The sequence below is a fragment of the Thermococcus sp. 9N3 genome (assembly GCF_012027685.1).
In the GTDB taxonomy this organism is placed as follows: domain Archaea; phylum Methanobacteriota_B; class Thermococci; order Thermococcales; family Thermococcaceae; genus Thermococcus; species Thermococcus nautili.
On record NZ_SNUV01000002.1, the window covers coordinates 73162 to 91595 of the forward strand.

Annotated in this window: 21 protein-coding genes; 10 read left to right on the top strand and 11 right to left on the bottom strand. The window is 54.8% G+C overall.

Annotated elements, in window-relative coordinates:
- Positions 1 to 21: 21 nt before the first annotated feature.
- The 4 genes from E3E30_RS07375 (at position 22) to E3E30_RS07390 (ending at position 2990) form a co-directional block, all read left to right on the top strand.
- Positions 22 to 219 carry a hypothetical protein gene (locus E3E30_RS07375; RefSeq protein WP_167729086.1) on the top strand — a complete coding sequence of 66 codons (198 nt, stop codon included), beginning with the start codon at positions 22 to 24 and terminating at the stop codon, positions 217 to 219.
- A 69-nt stretch (positions 220 to 288) separates the two neighbouring features.
- The gene (locus E3E30_RS07380) at positions 289 to 1608 is read left to right on the top strand and encodes an FAD-dependent oxidoreductase (protein ID WP_167729369.1); all 1320 of its coding nucleotides are present in this window, start codon (positions 289 to 291) and stop codon (positions 1606 to 1608) included.
- A 54-nt stretch (positions 1609 to 1662) separates the two neighbouring features.
- Positions 1663 to 2421: a hypothetical protein gene (locus E3E30_RS07385; protein ID WP_167729087.1), complete on the top strand. Its 759-nt coding sequence runs from the start codon at positions 1663 to 1665 to the stop codon at positions 2419 to 2421.
- A 32-nt stretch (positions 2422 to 2453) separates the two neighbouring features.
- Positions 2454 to 2990 (top strand): RNA 2'-phosphotransferase, encoded by a 537-nt coding sequence (locus E3E30_RS07390; protein WP_167729088.1) that lies wholly within the window; start codon positions 2454 to 2456, stop codon positions 2988 to 2990.
- Here the strand turns inward: E3E30_RS07390 and E3E30_RS07395 are convergent.
- The 5 genes from E3E30_RS07395 to E3E30_RS07415 form a co-directional block, all read right to left on the bottom strand.
- A complete protein-coding gene (locus tag E3E30_RS07395) occupies positions 2974 to 4212 on the bottom strand; it encodes an MFS transporter (protein ID WP_167729089.1) in 1239 nt (412 codons plus the stop codon). The genes E3E30_RS07390 and E3E30_RS07395 overlap by 17 nt on opposite strands.
- Before the next feature lie 73 nt (positions 4213 to 4285).
- On the bottom strand, positions 4286 to 5446 hold the full coding sequence (locus E3E30_RS07400; RefSeq protein WP_167729090.1) for an FAD-binding oxidoreductase: 1161 nt from the start codon (positions 5444 to 5446) through the stop codon (positions 4286 to 4288).
- Between the two features lie 2 nt (positions 5447 to 5448).
- Entirely contained in the window at positions 5449 to 6927 is a 1479-nt protein-coding gene (locus E3E30_RS07405; RefSeq protein WP_167729091.1) for an FAD-dependent oxidoreductase, read from the bottom strand.
- Positions 6928 to 7056: 129 nt separating this feature from the next.
- Complete coding sequence (locus E3E30_RS07410; protein WP_167729092.1) at positions 7057 to 8673, bottom strand: sodium/proline symporter; 1617 nt, start codon at positions 8671 to 8673, stop codon at positions 7057 to 7059.
- Positions 8670 to 8843: a hypothetical protein gene (locus tag E3E30_RS07415; RefSeq protein ID WP_167729093.1), complete on the bottom strand. Its 174-nt coding sequence runs from the start codon at positions 8841 to 8843 to the stop codon at positions 8670 to 8672. The genes E3E30_RS07410 and E3E30_RS07415 overlap by 4 nt, the downstream gene beginning before the upstream one ends.
- Positions 8844 to 8992: 149 nt before the next feature.
- Between E3E30_RS07415 and E3E30_RS07420 the strand changes: the two genes are divergently transcribed.
- On the top strand, positions 8993 to 9475 hold the full coding sequence (locus E3E30_RS07420) for a hypothetical protein (protein ID WP_167729094.1): 483 nt from the start codon (positions 8993 to 8995) through the stop codon (positions 9473 to 9475).
- Here E3E30_RS07420 and E3E30_RS07425 read toward each other — a convergent pair.
- Positions 9472 to 10638 (bottom strand): GTP-binding protein, encoded by a 1167-nt coding sequence (locus E3E30_RS07425; protein ID WP_167729095.1) that lies wholly within the window; start codon positions 10636 to 10638, stop codon positions 9472 to 9474. The genes E3E30_RS07420 and E3E30_RS07425 overlap by 4 nt on opposite strands.
- Before the next feature lie 115 nt (positions 10639 to 10753).
- Here E3E30_RS07425 and E3E30_RS07430 point away from each other — a divergent pair, with 115 nt between their 5' ends.
- From E3E30_RS07430 to E3E30_RS07440, 3 genes are all read left to right on the top strand, one after another.
- Positions 10754 to 11209, top strand: a complete 456-nt coding sequence (locus tag E3E30_RS07430) for an Lrp/AsnC family transcriptional regulator (RefSeq protein WP_042691471.1) — start codon at positions 10754 to 10756, stop codon at positions 11207 to 11209.
- A 70-nt stretch (positions 11210 to 11279) separates the two neighbouring features.
- Positions 11280 to 11780 carry a deglycase PfpI gene (gene pfpI, locus E3E30_RS07435; RefSeq protein WP_167729370.1) on the top strand — a complete coding sequence of 167 codons (501 nt, stop codon included), beginning with the start codon at positions 11280 to 11282 and terminating at the stop codon, positions 11778 to 11780.
- 44 nt (positions 11781 to 11824) lie between these two features.
- A complete protein-coding gene (locus E3E30_RS07440; protein WP_167729096.1) occupies positions 11825 to 12748 on the top strand; it encodes a triphosphoribosyl-dephospho-CoA synthase in 924 nt (307 codons plus the stop codon).
- On the opposite strand, the gene E3E30_RS07445 is transcribed toward E3E30_RS07440, so the two are convergent.
- Entirely contained in the window at positions 12732 to 13010 is a 279-nt protein-coding gene (locus E3E30_RS07445) for a family 4A encapsulin nanocompartment shell protein (RefSeq protein ID WP_167729371.1), read from the bottom strand. The genes E3E30_RS07440 and E3E30_RS07445 overlap by 17 nt on opposite strands.
- A 51-nt stretch (positions 13011 to 13061) precedes the next feature.
- Positions 13062 to 13712 (bottom strand): neutral amino acid NAAT transporter SnatA, encoded by a 651-nt coding sequence (gene snatA / locus E3E30_RS07450; protein ID WP_042691461.1) that lies wholly within the window; start codon positions 13710 to 13712, stop codon positions 13062 to 13064.
- A gap of 117 nt (positions 13713 to 13829) precedes the next feature.
- Between snatA and E3E30_RS07455 the strand changes: the two genes are divergently transcribed.
- A complete protein-coding gene (locus E3E30_RS07455; protein WP_167729097.1) occupies positions 13830 to 14105 on the top strand; it encodes a TonB-dependent receptor in 276 nt (91 codons plus the stop codon).
- On the opposite strand, the gene E3E30_RS07460 is transcribed toward E3E30_RS07455, so the two are convergent.
- The 3 genes from E3E30_RS07460 to E3E30_RS07470 are packed head-to-tail and all read right to left on the bottom strand — an operon-like array spanning position 14060 to position 18287.
- Positions 14060 to 14803 carry a DUF2101 family protein gene (locus E3E30_RS07460; RefSeq protein ID WP_167729098.1) on the bottom strand — a complete coding sequence of 248 codons (744 nt, stop codon included), beginning with the start codon at positions 14801 to 14803 and terminating at the stop codon, positions 14060 to 14062. The genes E3E30_RS07455 and E3E30_RS07460 overlap by 46 nt on opposite strands.
- Before the next feature lie 5 nt (positions 14804 to 14808).
- A complete protein-coding gene (locus tag E3E30_RS07465; RefSeq protein WP_167729099.1) occupies positions 14809 to 17979 on the bottom strand; it encodes a DUF2341 domain-containing protein in 3171 nt (1056 codons plus the stop codon).
- Positions 17976 to 18287, bottom strand: coding sequence for a hypothetical protein (locus E3E30_RS07470; RefSeq protein WP_167729100.1), 312 nt, complete (start codon positions 18285 to 18287; stop codon positions 17976 to 17978). The genes E3E30_RS07465 and E3E30_RS07470 overlap by 4 nt, the downstream gene beginning before the upstream one ends.
- Between E3E30_RS07470 and E3E30_RS11420 the strand changes: the two genes are divergently transcribed.
- Positions 18255 to 18383: a hypothetical protein gene (locus E3E30_RS11420; RefSeq protein WP_277342784.1), complete on the top strand. Its 129-nt coding sequence runs from the start codon at positions 18255 to 18257 to the stop codon at positions 18381 to 18383. The genes E3E30_RS07470 and E3E30_RS11420 overlap by 33 nt on opposite strands.
- Positions 18384 to 18434: the final 51 nt, after the last annotated feature.

The window sequence follows — 18434 nt, forward strand, 5'->3', positions numbered from 1 at the left end:
TTATTCAGAAGTGGTGGGGGCATGGAAGCTGACCCGATAAACGTTCTCCTCTACGATATCCGTGAGATGAAGAAACGACTTGATGAGATGGAGAAGGCCCTTCTAATGCTCAAAGCAAGGTTAATTGAAGAGGAAGAAGGGGAAAGCCCGGAGGAGATAGAAGCCCTCGAAAGGGAAGCACTTGAGAGCGGGAAGGACTGGGAAGAGCTGAAAAGTTAACTCAACTAATGAACCCTAGTTAAAGCCAACTTTTTATACCTCCGCGCCCTTCTCAAGCTGGTGGTGCTCATGAAAATCGTCGTTATCGGTTCTGGAACAGCTGGAAGCAACTTCGCCCTCTTCATGAGAAAGCTCGACAGGAAGGCGGAAATAGTTGTCATCGGGAAGGAAGGCACGATGCAGTACTCGCCCTGTGCTTTACCCCACGTCATAAGCGGGACGATAGAGAAGCCCGAAGACGTCATCGTCTTCCCGAACGAGTTCTACGAAAAGCAGAAGATAAAGCTCATGCTCAACACCGAGGCAAAGGCAATTGACCGCGATAGGAAGGTCGTAATTACCGACAAGGGCGAGGTCCCCTACGACAAACTCGTCCTTGCCCTCGGCTCCAAAGCGTTTATCCCGCCGATTAAAGGGGTTCAAAACGAGGGCGTCTTCACCCTCAAGAGCCTCGACGACGTGAGGAGGATTAAAGCTTACATCGCCGAGAGGAAGCCGAAGAGGGCAGTTGTCATCGGCGCGGGTCTAATTGGCCTAGAGGGGGCTGAAGCTTTTGCCAAGCTCGGAATGGAGGTTCTGGTCGTTGAGCTCATGGACAGGCTCATGCCAACGATGCTCGACAAAGATACAGCAAAGCTCGTCCAGAAGGAGATGGAAGCCAACGGCGTCTCCTTCCGCTTCGGCGTTGGAGTCAGCGAGATAATCGGCAGTCCCGTCGAGGCGGTTAGAATAGGCGAGGAGAAGGTTCCGGCCGAGCTGGTTCTCGTTGCTACGGGCGTCAGGGCCAACACAGACCTCGCAAAGGAGGCGGGGCTTGAGGTGAACAGGGGGATAGTGGTCAACGAGCACCTACAGACGAGCGACCCTGACATCTACGCGATAGGCGACTGCGCCGAGGTGATAGATGCGGTAACTGGGGAAAGAACGCTCAGCCAGCTCGGAACGAGCGCTGTTAGAATGGCGAAAGTGGCAGCGGAGCACATAGCGGGAAAGGACGTCTCCTTTAGACCCGTCTTTAATACAGCGATAACAGAGCTCTTCGGCCTCGAGATAGGCACCTTTGGCATCACTGAGGAGAGGGCGAAGAAAGAAGGTATTGAAGTTGCCGTCGGCAAGTTCAAGGGCTCAACAAAGCCCGAGTACTACCCCGGCGGAAAGCCGATAACGGTAAAGGTTCTCTTCAGGAAGTCGGACAGAAAGCTCGTCGGAGCGCAGATAGTCGGCGGCGAGCGCGTCTGGGGCAGGATAATGACGCTCTCGGCCTTAGCTCAGAAGGGAGCGACAGTAGAAGATATCGTTTACCTTGAGACCGCCTACGCCCCGCCGATAAGCCCGACGATAGACCCGATAAGCGTCGCGGCGGAGATGGCGCTGAGAAAGTTCCGCTGAGTCCATTTCAACAACTTTTTAAAGTCAGTTTTTCTAACCTTTTTGGGTGATTGAATGAAACGTCACCTCATCGTTCTCCTTTTAATCGTTGTCATTGCCTCGGGGTGCATCTCGGGGGAAAGCGGAAGGCCGACAAAAACGTCCCCAACTCCAACCACCACACTCCTGCCCGCGGGAGAGTCAAGGAACTACACCCAAGAAGAGCTCCTTCAGAATCTCGACAGGATAACGTTTCTTAGGTTCCGGGAAGAAACAACGGGCGTTACAGTAGTCATAATTGGAAACGCAAACCAGACGATGGAGATAAAGGGCAGTAAAGTAGGCTACGTTGACATCGCCCGCAGGAAGGCAGAGGTAAACTCCACCGCCACGGTGGGCCCGTCGACTATCAAATCGAGAATCATCGTGACCAACGAAAGCGCTTACTTCGAGTTCGCGGGCAGGGGCGAGAACCTGACCGAGCCAGAGGCCGTTGAGAAGCTCTGGGAATCCACCAACGTCCTTGAAGTCGTGAGAAGGTATCTAACGGAGCTTGAACCCTTCAAGGTGGACTTCATGAACGGCACTCAGGAGTTCTACTACAATGTCACCAATACAATGATGCTCGGCGAAGTTCCAGGAATCGAGGGAAACGGAAACGTCACCATTAACGGAACTGCGATTCTGAGGTTCAGGGGAGGATACCCCGTTGAGGTCGTCTTCAGGTACACCCTCAAAACAGTTTCAGAGCAGGGAGGCGTGAGAATTACTAACATTGTAACCGCGGTCGAACGGATAGAGTTCCAAGAAATCAAAACCGGAAAAGGGACTTAAGGCACCGTCCCTTTTCTTTCTCGGGGGTGAGTATGAACCGCGTGAAGGTTAGCAAGCTCATGGCCTACATTCTCAGGCACTCGCCAGAGGAGTTCGGGCTGAAGCCAGACGAAGAAGGCTTCGTCCCGCTGAACGAGCTCGTCAAAGCCCTCCAAACTGTTTATCCTGACGTTACAGAGGAGTTCGTGAGGGAAATAGTTGATGGGGACTCCAAGGGACGCTACGAGATTAGAGACGGCAAAATCCGCGCCCGCTACGGCCACAGCTTCAAAGTTAAGCTCGACCACGAGGAGGACATGGAGTCAAGAGTTCTCTACCACGGCACGCCAAGAAGGAACCTCGGGAGGATTATGCGCGAGGGTCTCAAACCGATGAGGAGGCAGTTCGTTCACCTCAGCACGAGCAGGGAGGAGGCGATAGAAACGGGCAGAAGGCACGGGAGGGACGTGGTCCTGCTCATCATAGATGCGGAATGCCTGAGGAGAAAAGGCCTGAGGGTTTACAAGGCCGGAAAGAACGTGAGAATCGTCGAGCGCGTTCCGCCCGAGTGTATCACCCTGGCAGTCTGAGGGCGAGCAGAAAGGCCAGCCCGAGGGGAATCAGCGTGCTCATGAAGTTCAGCTGGAAGCTTATCCCCGAGAGGTAGCCCCCAATCAAAGGCCCGACGACCCAGCCGAGGCTCATCATGGCGTTGAGCAGACCCATTCCCTGTGCCCTCTCGCTCACCCTGACGTTCTGCGCCACGTAGGCGGAGGTCGAGTTTATTGTCAGAACCCACTTGACGCCCGAGAGGAAGGCTATTCCAAAGACGAGCCAGACGTTTCTAACGACGGCATAGAGCAGGAAAGCCAAACCGTAGCCCGCTATCGCTATTAAATAGAACCTCTTCGCGCCGTGCCTGTCTATCAGCTTCCCGAGGAAGTAGCCCGTTAGCGCCGCGGCGAGGCTCTCTATGCCGAAGATTACGCCAACGCTCCACTCGCCGAAGGTCTCCTTGAAGTAAACGGAGGAAACGCTGTAGAACTGCCCGCTCGCTATCATGACGAGGAAAACCGTGACGTAGAATAGCCCGAGGTGCCCGCGCATGAGCCTCTTGAAGGCCGAGCCCTTGACCGTCGCCCTCCAGCTTTCCCTGCCTTCCTGCACGAGAATCATGCCGAGGAGGGAGCGCCTTCCCGTCGGACGCTCGCGGATTAGAAGGACTATTCCGGCAGATACGAACAGGAGGAGGCCGGAGATTAGGAAGAGCTTCCTGACGCCAAGGTAGCCGACTATCGCGGAGCCGAGGAAGTTGCCCACCATGTAACCGGCGTTCTCGATGGAGTTGAAGAGGCCGAATATCGAGCCCGCCCTCGTGGAGAGTTCTGAAATCAGCGCCGAATGCGCCGGGGTCATGGCGGAACCGAAAACACCTTGGAGGGTCCTCAGGATTAGAACGCTGGTGGCGGAGCCGACGAAGGCCATGACGATGTAGAAGAATCCTATCGATGCCACGCCGAAGGCTATGAAGCCCTTCCTGTTGCCGGTTGAGTCGGAGAGCCAGCCGAAGGGGTACTGGAAGACCGTCGAGGTCAGGTTGAAGGCGACGCTCAGAAGGCCGACCATGAACATGCTCGCGCCGAGGAGGCGCATGTAGACGCTGAGGTAGGGGAAGGCCATTCCAAAGGCGACGTTAGCGATAAACATGGCCATGGCCAAGATTACGACGTTCCTCCGCTTAACCCGGAGCTTCTTGAGCTTGAGCGTTTTCTCGCGCTTTCCCTGGGTGACAACGAGTTCTCGCTTGCTCATCGCTGGAAGAACCGGCGAGGGACTTATAAAATTTCCGTCGAAATGATAAGAAAAGGGTGGAAATCGTGGGCAATCAGCCCATCTGAAGCGCCTGCCCGCGCAGTTCACCGCGCTCGAAGCGGTACGGGTCGTACCACTCGACCGGCAGGTCTGTTCTGCCCTTCGTGATTAGGTCGGCGACCATCTCTGCCACCGCAGGAGCCATCATGAAGCCGTGCCCGCTGAAACCAGCGGCAATGTAGTAATCGCTCAGCTCCTCGATTTTCCCTATCGCAGGATTGCTGTCGGGTGTCTTTGCGTAGTAGCCGGCCCACGTCCTGAGGATTAGGAGCTCTCTGAGGGCCGGAATAATCTTGGTGAAGTAGTAGCTCACCTCGCGCAGGAACTCGTAGGTTGGGCTGAGGTCGTAGGTTGGCCCGAGCTCGTAGCCGACTCCGCCGACGACACCGCCGTGGGCGGTCTGGGTGAGGTAGGCGTGGCCGTACTTGAAGGAGATGACCATAGGCTTAATCGCTCCCTTCCTTATGGGCTGTGTGATGACCGCCTGGTGCTTGTAGGGCTCTATCGGAATTGGAGTGCTTATCCCGGCCATCGCGTTGATGAGCTTGGCCCAGGCGTTGGTGGCGTTGACGACTATGCTCGTCTTTATGACTCCCCTGCTCGTCTTCAGCCCCTTAATCTCGCCGTTCTCGATGATGAAGTCCTTGACCTCGGTATACTCGACGAGCTTGGCCCCGAACTCCTCGGCCTTTATCGCGAACTTCGCGGTGGAGTGGAAGGGGTCCGCCTTTCCGTCTGTGGGGTTCCAGGAAGCGGCGATAACCTCGCTGATGTCGAGGAGCGGCACTATCTCCTTGGCCTCTTCCGGCGTTATGAGCCTCGTCGGAACGCCGAAGCGGTTCTGTATCGCGATGTTGCGCCTGAACTCCTCGACCTCCTCGTCGTCATAAAGCAGGAAGAGGTAGCCGGTCTGCTCGAAGGAGAAGCCGTACTCCTCGCTGTACTTCTTCCACAGCTCGACGGAGCGCTTCATAACCTGGACGTTGGCCTCGTCGTTGAACTGCTGTCTTATGCCCGTCCCACAGCGGAAGGTGGAGCCCGAGCCGATGAAGCGCTTCTCTATGACTGTAACTTCCTCACCGCGCTTAGCTAACTCGTGCGCTATCGTGACGCCGACTATTCCGCCACCGATAATCGTTATCTCGCTCCTTTCGGGAAGTTCCCTCGTCGGCATCTTCAATCCCTCCTCGCGGGGACCTTCATGCGGATGTTCTTGAGCGGGGGCCTCGCGACGGGAATGTCAAGTTTATCCATCGGCGTTCCGGTTCTCTGGGATACAACGACGGCACCGTTGAAGAGGCAGAAGCGTCCCTGACAGAAGCCCATGGCGAGGTGGGTCAGCCTTTTGATTATCTGGAGGTCGGTGATGCCGGACTTCACAACGTCGTCAACCTTTCTCAGCGTCACGTCACAGCCGCAAATCTGAACGTCCTCGCCGTTGAACTCGTCGAGCGGAAGCCTGTGGACTGGAACCGCTATCGGCTCGTAGTTCTTGAGCCTCTCCTCGTAGACGCACGGCTCGGCCTCGAAGCCGAACTCCCTGAGAATGTACGCGCCGACGAGCCTTCCCTCAAGGTAGTTCGCGTAGTGGGGCTTTATCGAAACCGCACTGCCTGCCACGTAGATTCCCTCGCGGATTCTGTGGTTCGAGTCGAGAACCGGACGGTAGTAACCGCGCTTGAAGTACAGCTTTCCACCGGCCTGGGTCACGGGGTTTATGTCCGGTCTTCTGCCGTCGGAGACTATGACGGCGTCGACCTCGTAAACGTTGCCGTTTGCATCTATGAGCCTCTCGACCTTCTCGTTGCCCTCAACGCGCTTCGGGTTGGGGACCACAACGTACTCAATTCCCCAGCGGTCGAGCTCGGCAGTCAGCTCCTCAGGAAAGGCCCCAACGACAGCGACCTTCCTTCCAGGGGCCACTCCCCAGACGTTCATGACCTCAAGCGCGTCGCTCCTCCTGAAGACGCCGGGGTAATCGTTGTTCTCAAAGAGCATGATGTTGTCAACGGCTCCGGTAGCTAAAACCACGCGCTTGGCGAGAATTTCAATCAGCTGGTCGCCCCTCACTATCGGCACGAGGAAGTACTCGCCCTTGTCGAAAACTCCAATGGCGACGCTCTTCAGGAAGACGCGGGTGTTCTCGGGCAAATCGGAGAGCTCCTTCAGGGCCTCTTTAGGGTCTCCAAAGCCCTCCTGCTCGACGCCCTTGAGCTTTAAGTCTCCGCCGAGCCAGCCCCTCTCCTCGATTATCGCCGTCGTGAGCCTTCCGCCGATTTCCTTGACGACGCCGAGGCCGGCCGGACCGGCGCCAATGATAGCTACATCAACCACGTACTGGAGAACGGGCTTGCTCTCGTCGATTTCTACCGTCTCCTGGAAGTCGCCGTAGCCCTGTCTCTCGAGCCTCATGCCGTCCTTTACGGCGGTTTTCCTCGCGTTTACGTTCTTGACGCCGTTGACGACCATCGGGACGGGCCCAAAAGTAAAGGCGCCCCTCTTTCTTCCCCCGGTGCTCGTCGTTAGCCAGTAGACGCCGTTCGCGAGCAGGGCAACGGTAACCTTTTCCCCCTCGTATGCCTCAAGGGGTCGGCCCTCGAAGTAGATTGTAACTCTCTTAGAAGGGTCTTTTTCGGTAAGGTCGAGGGGTCTCATGCCCATACCTCCGAAATTTTAGTCATCTTTACGTATGTCATCCAAACCTTATAAACGTTAGGTTGACCAAAAATGGTTTAAAACCAAAAGGTTGAAAACGCCTTGTCCCTCGAAAAAATTGTAAAGGTATCAGGCAAGACCGCGCTCGATGAGGAAGTCGGCGACGTTCTCAACCTGGCTCTTGGCCCTGGTTTCGGTGAGGCTCTTCTTTCCGGTCTCGATGGGAACCTTCTTGAAGAGCTCCTCGTGGAGCTTCACAACGTCCTCTGGCGGCTTTGTGAATAGGCTGACGACGATTATGACGAACAGGGTAACGAAGAAGTTGATGAAGAACACAGGGACGCCGTTGAACCAGGAGCCGATTGTTCCGAAGATTCCGGGGGCGTCCGGGTTGAAGGCCCATCCGTAGACCTTGGCCTCAAGAATGACTTCGCTGACAAGGCCGTAGGCCATGCCGACGATTGCGCCTTCCTTGGTGACCCGCTTCCACCAGAGGCTCAGCACGAGAATCGGGCCGAAACCGACCGCGAGACCGCCCCATGCAGTCGCCACCATCTCATAGACGACCTTGTTGCCGGTCAGCGCGAACCAGAGACCGACGAGGGCGACGCCGGCAACGACGAGCCTCGATATGTTAACCATCTGCCTCTTGCCGACCTCCTTGCCGAGGACCTTGTGGTAGAAGTCCCTCGCTATGGCGGAGGAAGCGACGAGCAACTGTGAGTCGGCGGTGCTCATGACGGCCGAGATTATACCCGCTATGACGAAGCCGGCCAGCCAGCCGGGCATGAGCTCGACGGCCATCGCAGGGATTACCTTCTCCGGGTCGCTGACCTGGAGCATTCCGGCCTGGTACATCGCAAAGCCGAGGAATCCAGCGAAGAAAGCACCCCAGAGGACGAGTATCGTCCAGGTTCCGCTGATGAAGATTCCGGGCCTTCTGAGCTTCCTCGGGTCCTCAACGCTCATGTAGCGCGTAACTATGTGGGGCTGGCCGAGGTAGCCGACTATCCAGGAGGCGTAGCCGATGGCGAAGATTATCGCCGCCCAGCCGGTTGCCCCTCCGAACGGGTCGAGCTTGGTCGGGTCAGCCTGGGCTATTATCTGGGTGGCCTTGTCGAAGCCTCCAATCTCAGCGAGCGCCAGGAACGGGACGATTATCAGCGTCAGGAGCATGAACATTGCCTGAACGACGTCGGTCCAGACGACCGCAAAGAAGCCGCCGGTTATGACGTAGGCGGTCAGGATTATCACCGTCAGAATTATTCCCGCGTTGTCGCTGATTCCGAAGCCCTCTGCAAACGTCTTTCCACCGGCCGTGAACTGGGCGGCGACGTAAGCGGTCATGAATATGAGGATTATCAGCGCGCTGAGGATTCTTATCATCTTTGTGTCGTCCTTGAGCCTGGCCTCAAGGTAGTCCGGAACGGTTATCGCCCTGAATTTACCGGCGTAGATTCTCAGCCTTGGCCCAATGAGCACGTAGTCCGCGAGCGTTCCGAAGAGACAGCCCACCGCAGCCCAGAATGCACCGAGACCGGCTTTGAAGGCGCTTCCCGGATAGCCGAGCATCAGCCAGCCACTGAAGTCGCTCGCCTTATCGGAAAGTGTAGCGGCCAGGACATGAACCTTTCTTCCGCCCACGAAGTACTGGTCCTCGGTCTTGGTGTACTTGTTGGCCCACCAGCCGATGTAGGCCAGCAACGCGAGGTAGAAGAGGAAGCCAATCAGTATCTCGGTGTTCATGCCCCTCCCTCCTGCTGTCTAATCAGGTCTTCGTCGTAGGCGAGAATGTCGTCGTCAACGTAGTACTCCTCGCCGGTTATTCTGTCCCAAAAACCATAGAGGAGCATCGTTGCTATTCCCAAAAGGGTTGGAACCAGTAGCAATGCCCATCCACCGGCACTGAGCCCCATATTGAACCCTCCTGCATATATATGCTGGCCAATGGCCAGCGCTGTATATTATTGCCAAAAAGTTATAAACCTATCGTTCAAAACTATATGTTGAATAGTTTGTGGGAATTCGGGAAGCCGAATTAGTACAAACCGTTACGGTGTTGGGCATGAACCGGGTAAAAGTCATGAAGCCTATATTCCGTCCTGAAATAGAATCGAGCTTCGTTTTGTATCCATACAGGATATACCACCTCAGGCTCTACTACAAGAGGCTGGGAATGAGGGATAAGGTCTTCGACTACTTCGCCTACGTCGACCTCTACCGGCTCGGTGCCGAGAGGGGGGACAGGTTCATAGAACTCCAGGAGTGGGAGGTTGAGGAAAAGGCCGTTATGAACCCGCTAGTCAATGAAGAGGAGGCGAGGATGAAGGCCTTTGAGAGCGCCATAACCTGGGGAAACTCGCGCGTGATTTCGTGGTGGCTCCCGAGGATTGAGGTCGTTCGAGAAGAACTCGCCTACAAGGTCTTCTGGCTCTACGAGAAGGATGGCGAGAGGTTAATCCTCGACAGCCTCGACGGAAAGGAATACAGCCTTGACGTACTGACCGGGAAGGGGAGAAGAACCTGCAAAGGGCCGTTCTGCCGTTAGCGGGCGTGAATCTCCACTATGTCCCCATCCTCGAGCACGTGGTCGGCACCAACCCTCTGTCCCGGGAACTTGACGCTCTTGCCCCAGACCCTCGCATAGCGGAAGTTCTTGGCGAAGTCCTTGTGAATCCTCTCGGCCAAATCCATGACGGTAGAGCCCTTCTTAAGCGCGACCGGAGGATAAGCCGGCTCCTCGCCGGGGCTCTTGGTGAAAACGCGGATGATTCCGGCCAAATCGTAGAGCTCGTCCTTGAGTTTGTCGAGGTTTATGCCCTTCTTTGCCGATATCGGGATTATCTTGAAGCGGTCACCGTAGGCCTTGACGAGTTTCTCGTAGTTCTCCTTACTGCCGGGAGCGTCGCCCTTGTTGGCTATGATTATGGCCCTCCTCCAGACGAGGCTCTCATCTATGGCATCGGCGAACTCTTCAAGCGTTACGGGCTCCTTGACCGTTATCTCAGCCGAGTGTATGCGCTCCTCGCGGAGCATCTTCATGACTTCCTGAATGTCGCCCTTTATGTTCTCCTGGCCGTTGATGACGATTCCACCCATCGCCGTTCTCTTGATTTCAACCCTCGGCTTCCTCTTGTTGACCTTTATTCCGGCTCTCTCGAACTCCCTCAAAAGAATCTCCATCTGCTTGACCGGGTTCTGGGAGAGGTCAACGACTATCGCTATCGCATCGGCGTTCCTTATAACGCTCAGGAGCTGTGGGCCCATCCCTTTACCCAGAGCGGCGCCCTCAACGAGGCCGGGAACCTCAACGAGCTGGATTTGAACGTCCTTGTGGTGCATCATTCCCGGAATCGGCTGAACGGTTGTGAAGGCGTAATCTGCAACGTCCGCATCGACGTTTGTTAGAGCTTTGAGGAGTGAGCTCTTGCCAACGTTGGGAAGACCAGCTAAAACTATCTGCGCCGCGCCCTCTTTCCTGACGGCCATCGAGGGCCCGCCACCGCCTTTCCTCATCTGCCTCTGCTTCTCAAGCTCCTTCCTGAGCTCCGCTAACTTGCGCTTTATCTGGAGCCTGAGCTTCTCGGTTCCCTTGTGCTTCGGAACCGTCGCGTACATCTTTTCAAGGGCTCGAATCTTCTCGGGAATTGTCTTTGCGTTCCTGTATTCCTCCTCCGCGGCAAGGTACTCCGCTGTTACGTTCGTTGGCATTCCTGCTCACCCCCGGCCCGGAACTAAAAGACGAACGGCGTTTTATAAACGTATGGTTATCGAGAATCGGCAAATTTATAAGGATTGCCGAAAATTTTCCATGACGGTGGTGAGAATGACGAGGAGCGGTCTGGATGAGGTTGATAGAAAAATACTCACGATACTCCAGCGGAACAGCAGAACGCCCCTTCGTGAGATTTCTAAGGAAGTCGGTCTCGCCGAATCAACCATATACGAGCGCATAAAGAAGCTGAAGGATAGGGGAATAATAAAGAAGTTCACGGTCATTCTCGACCCGGACTCACTGGGCTTCAAGATTCTCGCCTTCATTCTCATAAAGGCCCGCGCCGGGATGTACGGCCACGTCGCGGACGAGCTCAAGAAGTACCCCCAGATATGCGAGGTCTACGAGACGACCGGGGACTACGACATGCTCGTCAAGATTAGGACGAGGAGCAGTGAAGAGCTCAACGAGTTCCTCGACAAGATTGGAGAGGTCGACGGGGTCGAATCAACCCACACGATGGTCGTCCTCAAGACCCACAAGGAAACCACCGAGCTCCCGCTCTAACCATTTTTGTCCAGTTAGGGTTATAAGCGGTCACCCATATATTCTTCTGAACGTTAAGGGGGTGATTGAAGTGAAGGTTCTGTTCCTCAGCGCCAACGATTTTGAGGACGTTGAGCTGATTTATCCACTTCACAGACTCAAGGAGGAGGGGCACGAGGTCTACATAGCGAGCTTCGAGCGCGGGAAGATTACCGGAAAGCACGGCTACACCGTCGAAGTCCAGCTGGCCTTTGACGAGGTTGACCCCGATGAATTCGACGCCCTCGTTCTGCCCGGCGGAAGGGCACCGGAAAGGGTGAGGCTCAACGAGAAGGCCGTGGCGATAGCGAGGAAGATGTTCGAGGACGGAAAGCCGGTCGCGAGCATCTGCCACGGGCCGCAGATACTCATCTCAGCCGGGGTGCTCAGGGGTAGGAAGGGGACGAGCTACGCCGGAATAAGGGACGACATGAGGAACGCTGGGGTAGAATGGGTTGATGAGCCGGTTGTCGTTGACGGCAACTGGGTCAGCTCAAGGCACCCCGGGGATTTGTACGCCTGGATGAGGGAGTTCGTCAAACTGCTCCGCTGAGAAAGCATTTTAAGGTTTCTCCCCTCTTTTCTACCGGTGGAAGAATGAACCGGTGGGAGCTCATCAGGGCTTTTCTCACGGGGCCGTTAATAGAGGTAGCCGTTCCAAAGCCAGGGAACGTGAGCAGGAGAAGGGACTTCGAGGATTTGAGCATCTACAACTTTCTCGTTGCGTATCCTGCCCTGGCCGGCATCTACCACGAGGCGATAAAGCGGGCTGAGTCAATCCGCTCCGGTCTTCTCAGGCCGAACGAGGCCGGAATAGGTGAGCTCATAAGGCGTGGCGTTGAGGCGAGCAAGAGGGTACAAGATGCCAACCCGAACTTCGGGGTAATCGTCCTCTCGATTCCGCTCCTGATGGGGCTCTCGATGACGAGGAAGATACTGGAGGGTGGCGAGAAGGCGAAGCTACTCATCGAGGAGTCAACGGTGGGGGACACGATGGAGCTCTACCGGGCGATAAGAATCGCGAACCCCAAGGGGCTCCCGAGCGGGGTGAAGTACGATGTCTACTCGGAGAAGGCCTTCGAGGAACTCTTCCGAGACAGGATAAACCTTTCCAGGATTGCCGAGATTAGCAGAGAGCGGGAGCTCATCTTCCGCGAGTGGATTGAGGGTTACAGGCTCACCTACGGGACCTTCGAGAGGCTCGCAGAAAGAATCCCCTGCCCGCTGGAGGAGACCATTGTTGGGGTCTTCATTGAACTCCTCGCTGAAAACCTCGACACGCTAATCCTGCGCAAGGCCGGTAGGGATGAAGCTGAGCTCGTTAGGGAAAAGGCGAAAGACGTCGTGGAGGGAAGGATGAGCCTTGAGGAGTTCGACGCGTTCATGCGCGAGAAGGGTGACTTAAGGAACCCGGGCAGTCTGGCGGACGTTATGGCAGTCTCGCTGAGCCTGCTGTTTCTGGCCGGAGTAAGGGTCGAAATGAGAAACGGAAGGGCCTGGCTGGTCACCTCACAACGGTGAAGCGCTTGGCGGCGGGTGCGTAGCCGAGGGCCTTGCTGTCTATCACAACCGCGTCCTTGCCGAGTTCATCAACTATCCTCACGGGAAGCCCAGAGAGCTCAAGAACCTCCTCGTCGCCACCGAACTCCTCGTTCACCTGAACCTTTATGAACTCGTAGGCCTCCCCTCCGACGAGAACCACGTCGGGCTCGAAATCCTCAAGCTTCAGCTCGTTCGCCTTCTCCTCAACGGCGCTCAGAATCCTTATCAGGTCTCCACGCATTTTCAACACCGATGAAAGTTCAACCCGGACGATTTAAGGGTTTTGGAAAAATCAGAGGCCAAAGGCCCCCTTGATGCCGTTTATAATCATCTGGACGGCCATCGACGTCAGGATTAGACCCATCATCCTCGTCATTACCTTTATGCCGACCCTTCCAAGGCGGGCCTTAATCACGTTCGCCGAGCAGAGAACGAGCCAGACCGTAACGCCGATGAGAACTATCGTGAGCAGGACAACCGCCCTCTCGGCGACGCTCCCGGCCTTCGCCATGTAGAGCATCACCGTCGTTATGGCACCTGGGCCGGAAATCAGGGGGATTGCGAGGGGTATTATGGCGACCTCCTCAAGCGTGACGACTTCTTCATCGAACTCCTCTGTCTCTTCCCTGCTTATCTTGACGGAGGAGAGTCTGCCCGAGAGCATGTCCATTGCCATCCTGAAGAGGAGGATTCCACCGGCTATCGCGAAAGCGTCAACGCTTGAGCCGAAGAACTTGAAAATCCACTGACCGATGAGGGCAAAAACGATTAGGGTCACGATAACGGTCAGGGCCGTTTTCGTCGCTATCTCCCGCCTCTCCCTCAGGCTGAGGTCATGGGTAACACTCAAGAACACAGGAACGGCTCCAACTGGGTTCGTTATCGCAAACAGACCACCGTAGAGAATCAGGAGGTACTTAAAAAGGGTCACAACGTCTATCATGACACCACCAACCGAGCACGATGGGCTGTCCTTAAAAACTTAATGGGGTTGTTACGTCACAAAGTTGCATTAAGAAAAACTTTTTAAGGTTCTAACATTACCTTCGTTGGTGATAGTGTGGGGCACACGGTTTACTACAGAACCCGGGTCTACAGGTGGGAGATGTTCAGGGGGTTCGTGGAGAGGGTTGCGCGAGGAATAGGGTACCAGGTGAAGAGCCAAGGAGACTCCCTGACACTCGACCCCGGACACCCGCTGGTCGAACCCCTAGTGATAGAGAAGAGGGGAGAGGGGTTCGCCAAAACCAACCTGGTAGAACCTCACCACTCCATTTACCTGCTCGTCCTTCATTCCATAGCGTTCTTCGGCTCGGTGGAGCTCTGGGAGGACTGAGAGAGATAGACCTCGATTATCCTCACGGGCTTGGCGCTCCTGAAGGCCCTGTCCTCCACGAGAACCTTGACGACCCTGCCGGGTTCCACATCCGGAACGGCCGGGAGCCAGTAAAGGCCGGGCTTGACGTTGGCGGAGAGGTCATCGTGCACGAATACCCTGACGAGGTCGCCTTTGAGCTCCTCGACGACGCCGTACGTGTAGTCCCTGCCAAAGGTTCTCTTGAAGTACCAGCGGAAGAGCAGGACGAGGACGGCTATCCCCATCACGTAGGCGTAGACGTAGAGGACTCCACCGGCGTAGAGCCTGACGATTGAGTAGCCAAAGAACGCGAGGAAAGAGAGCGCCGAAATTACTGTGTAAAACACCCGGTATGGCTTTTCCTCAAGGAGAAAGTGGCCGTAGCGGTTGAAAATGTAGCGGAGGTACAGGAAGTAGGGAACCGCCAGGATGAGCACCCACAGGGGGCTACTCACCAGGAACACCACCACAAAGTTCAGGACCAGGTAGAGCAGGAAGCAGAGTTGGAGGTGAAGGCTGAAGAGCTCGTGGAGTGTGACCCTGGATTTAACGAGCCTCCGCGTGAAACCGAAACGCGGTGGGTTCTCGGCGGGTTCCGGGAAAAGGAAAGACCTGAAGGCGGAGGCGATGCGCTCTACCCCCTCACCGATTGAGTAGAGGAACTCGTCCACTGCCATTTACATCACCCTGAGCCTATTGGAACGAGCAGGTCGTTGGCGTACGGGCCGAATATGAGGCTTGCGGTGGCCGGAGTAAGGTAAAAGTTCTGGTCCAGGACGGGAGTTGACGTTATTCCTCCCGTGGCTGAGATTCCAAGGACCTGCATTGCGTCTGGGTCGTCACCTGGATAGTCAGCGTAGTCAAGGTATATGTAGTCAACCGCAGGTTGCTCGCGAACCAGGAAGTTAAGGTTTGCAGGAAGGTTCTTGGGAAGTATGAAGCTCACCAGGCCAATCGGATATCTGACACCACCGTAAACCGCCCTCTGCATAGCCTCAGCCAGGGAGATGTAGTGGGCGCGGTGTGCCGAGCTTCCACCCTCAAGGCGCTCGAAGAAGGATGGAGCACCCGCGACACCGAAGTACCTTTCGTCGATAACGCATTGGCGGAAGGGCTGAATGTCAAAGACCCTCGCGGTCACATAGTTGCCCTCTGGTGGCTTCTGCTCGGGAACCCCAACGAGGGGCGAAAGAACGGCGTAGGGGTACGGACCCCAGAAGACCCAGGAAAAGTGGGCGGAGTTTTCAGCGCTGTTTCTTACAGTAAGGTAGACACCAACGTCACCGGCGATGGAAACATCCACCACCGTCCTTGAGTTTTCTGGAATCACGGAGTTGGGGTTGTGAGTGTAGTTGAGGAAGAGCCCAGTGCTGGAAGGCACCACATCAACCTCATAGCGGTTGGGGACGTTAATCGGCCAGGTGCCAGTTGAGTAGCTCGCGAGGGTTGTCCCCCAGTCCTGGAGTATGAACAGTCTTCCAGCCGTCGTCCAGTTGTCAACGAGCTGGAATGAAATTGGCTCAGGGGTATAAACCCGGGAGATACTTTCGTCTAGGTCTGCGAGATTCAGGTATTTTCTGATGAAAATCCACTGGAAAATGACATTGTTATCATTGTTGTCCTTTTTATTTATTAGAGATACCCTCTCAAGGGGTTCGTGGTATACCCTAAAGTAATTGTCGTCATAGTTTGCCCTCACAGGCTCCTTAAAGTAGCTCCACTTTGTCTGGCCATAATCAAGAAACGAGACATTTGTTACTGGATAGGCACCAATCCATCCAGAAGGCAATATTATCACTTCATATGTCCTATAGGCACAACATCCTCTCGTCTCGCCAGCACTGGTAGCGCCTTGGTAATACCATTTCCCATAATAATCATCATACCAGTAACCCCATATCCTAAGACCATTGTTTTTATTAACAAGGTCATCTGTAAAGTCTATGTAATATCTATCAGTATACTCGCCCCAATATGTGTAACTTGTATAAATCCGTACACCTGCATTCCATGCCTTGTTTTTGGTTGGTCTCATACTAAAGCGTATTGCTATGTTGCCATAAAGATTATACTTTGAGACGTCAAAAGAGACGCTCTTCCCATCATTAACGGTAGTTTTCTTGTCATAGAACCACAGGAACACCTCATCCCCATCCCCTCTGGTGAGCGGTAGGTCGTCTCCGAACTTAATGTAGACGTCGCCTGGAACGCTAGTCCTGACCCATATCAGGGCCCCGTTGTCGTTCCAGTACTCAATCCAGAAGGGCAACCGCTGGGTCAGGCCGGAATCAGAGTAGACCTCGATTTGGGCTTCGTTCCCAGAGTGCGGAATCCGCGATGCCCAGGTTGAGTTCAGATAAATTGGAACCTGCACATCTGAAACGGTATAGGGATAGTCAATGGAAACTTTAAGAACATTTGACGGCACCAGTGCCGGAACGTTAAGCTCAACCCCCCCACCAAAGTCAGAATTAGCAGATGCGGAGGCGTTGTAGCGGACAAAGACGGGAGAATCGGTGTTGAAGAGGAACATAGACTGACCCGGAGAGAGGTCAACGTTCTCTGTGTAGTTATCCCCGAAAACATAGTACAACTGCCCCCTGCTCAGAGGCTGGGTTCCATCGGAGGAATAGTAGATTGAATAGGAGGTACCCGTAACCTTCAGCCATATAAGAATCTCGTTTGAGTCCCACTTCTCAATCCAGTAATTGGCAAGGGTACAGCTGGATGTGTATATTGCCATGTCCGCATACGCTCCATTGTGACGTATCTGAGAGAACGGGACAGAGGAGGGGTTGAACTTCAGGAGAACAATCTGTCCATCAGAGACTCCCGAGAGCGTAAAGCCAGCCTTCATTTGATAGTTGTCGTTGCACCAGGAAGTCCCAGCACCAACCCTACCGGAGAACACCATGACGCCCATGTCCCCATCGTTGAAAACACTAGCCGGAGAAATCAGGGACCCATTTACGCGGGTGTCAAAAACAAAGGCGGAGCTCGGGGTTGTTGTCGGCTGCTCTTTGAGAACGTAAGCTAGAGCACCGCCGCCCGGGTATGTGTCCCCATAGTAGATTGCGTCGGAGGAGATGGCCGAAGCAAATGGGGCAGCAAACTTAAGGGGCTTTGTCTGGGGGTCGCCATAGCCGTTTACGAGATAATACGGAGGGGTTATGTTTGGGTATGCGAACTTACAGGGGACGATAACCCGAGATAGCCTACCCTTGGTTAGGTAGGAAATCAGAGGGTCTTCGAGGTTTGTCACAGGCACGACGACGTAAAGGGAGCCCGTAGGAGGTATGCTGGAGTTGTAAACTATCTTGCCGGAGGAATCCTCTATGACAATCTGGGGAATCGTGATGTTTGCAACGATATGGAACGAATCAAGGGGGGCTATAGTAAGGCGGATGTCATTGAGTATCTGGGATGGTGGAGTGACCATTCTATAACCCATGGTTGCCAGGTAGTCCCTCATGTTGTTCAGCCAATCGAGCAGGGTTGCGTTGCCCATGAACTGCCTTTCCCGGGAAATCCAATCGGCACCAGCAGAATTTATCTGCGAGTAGCTTCCATACTTAACCAGACTTTCCAGGGCAAGCTGAGCGTTGTCAAGGGGTTCAACAGTTGTAACGAAGGCAATGCTGAGAACGAGAGCCCTCTTTAGGGACAGACGCATAACGTTCTGAAGGTCAAATTGGAGATACGAGACCACGTCCTGCGTTGTTTTTAGACGAGCTGCCTGCGACTGTGCTTGAAGAACGTAGGAAGTAACGTTGCTGTACGTTGCAAGGAGCAGGAGTAAGGGTATGAGCAGAACGAGGACTGTTGAGTTTATTATAAAGCCGCGCCTTTTCATCCTCCCACCCTCCATATCCTAAGGGTCACCGTTATCGGAGATATAGACCTGGGAACGCCCGGAAGGGAGACGTAGCTTATCATCGTGTCCCCCAGGTCAACGAGCACGGGCTTTGTACAGCCATCTCCCCCAAGGTTCTTGAAAAGCCTCAAAACGGCATCGTCAACGGCGTATTTATCGGGGTCGAGCTGACAGGCGGTTATGTTGGCGTATTCTCCACTGGCTATCGCCTTCGTATCGCCAACTATTATAGAGCCGTACTCAACGGAACCGACATGAACACCAACACCGTCAGGGGAATCCTCCACGTTACCGCCGACGACCTCGGAGACCCCGGATGGGACATCTACTACGGCTACGGAATAGTCAGGGCCGACCTGGCAGTCCAGGCGGCTCTTGGCTGATTTCCTCTCTTTTATCTTCTGAGAAGTCCTCAGAAAAGTCCAGTTCAAAGG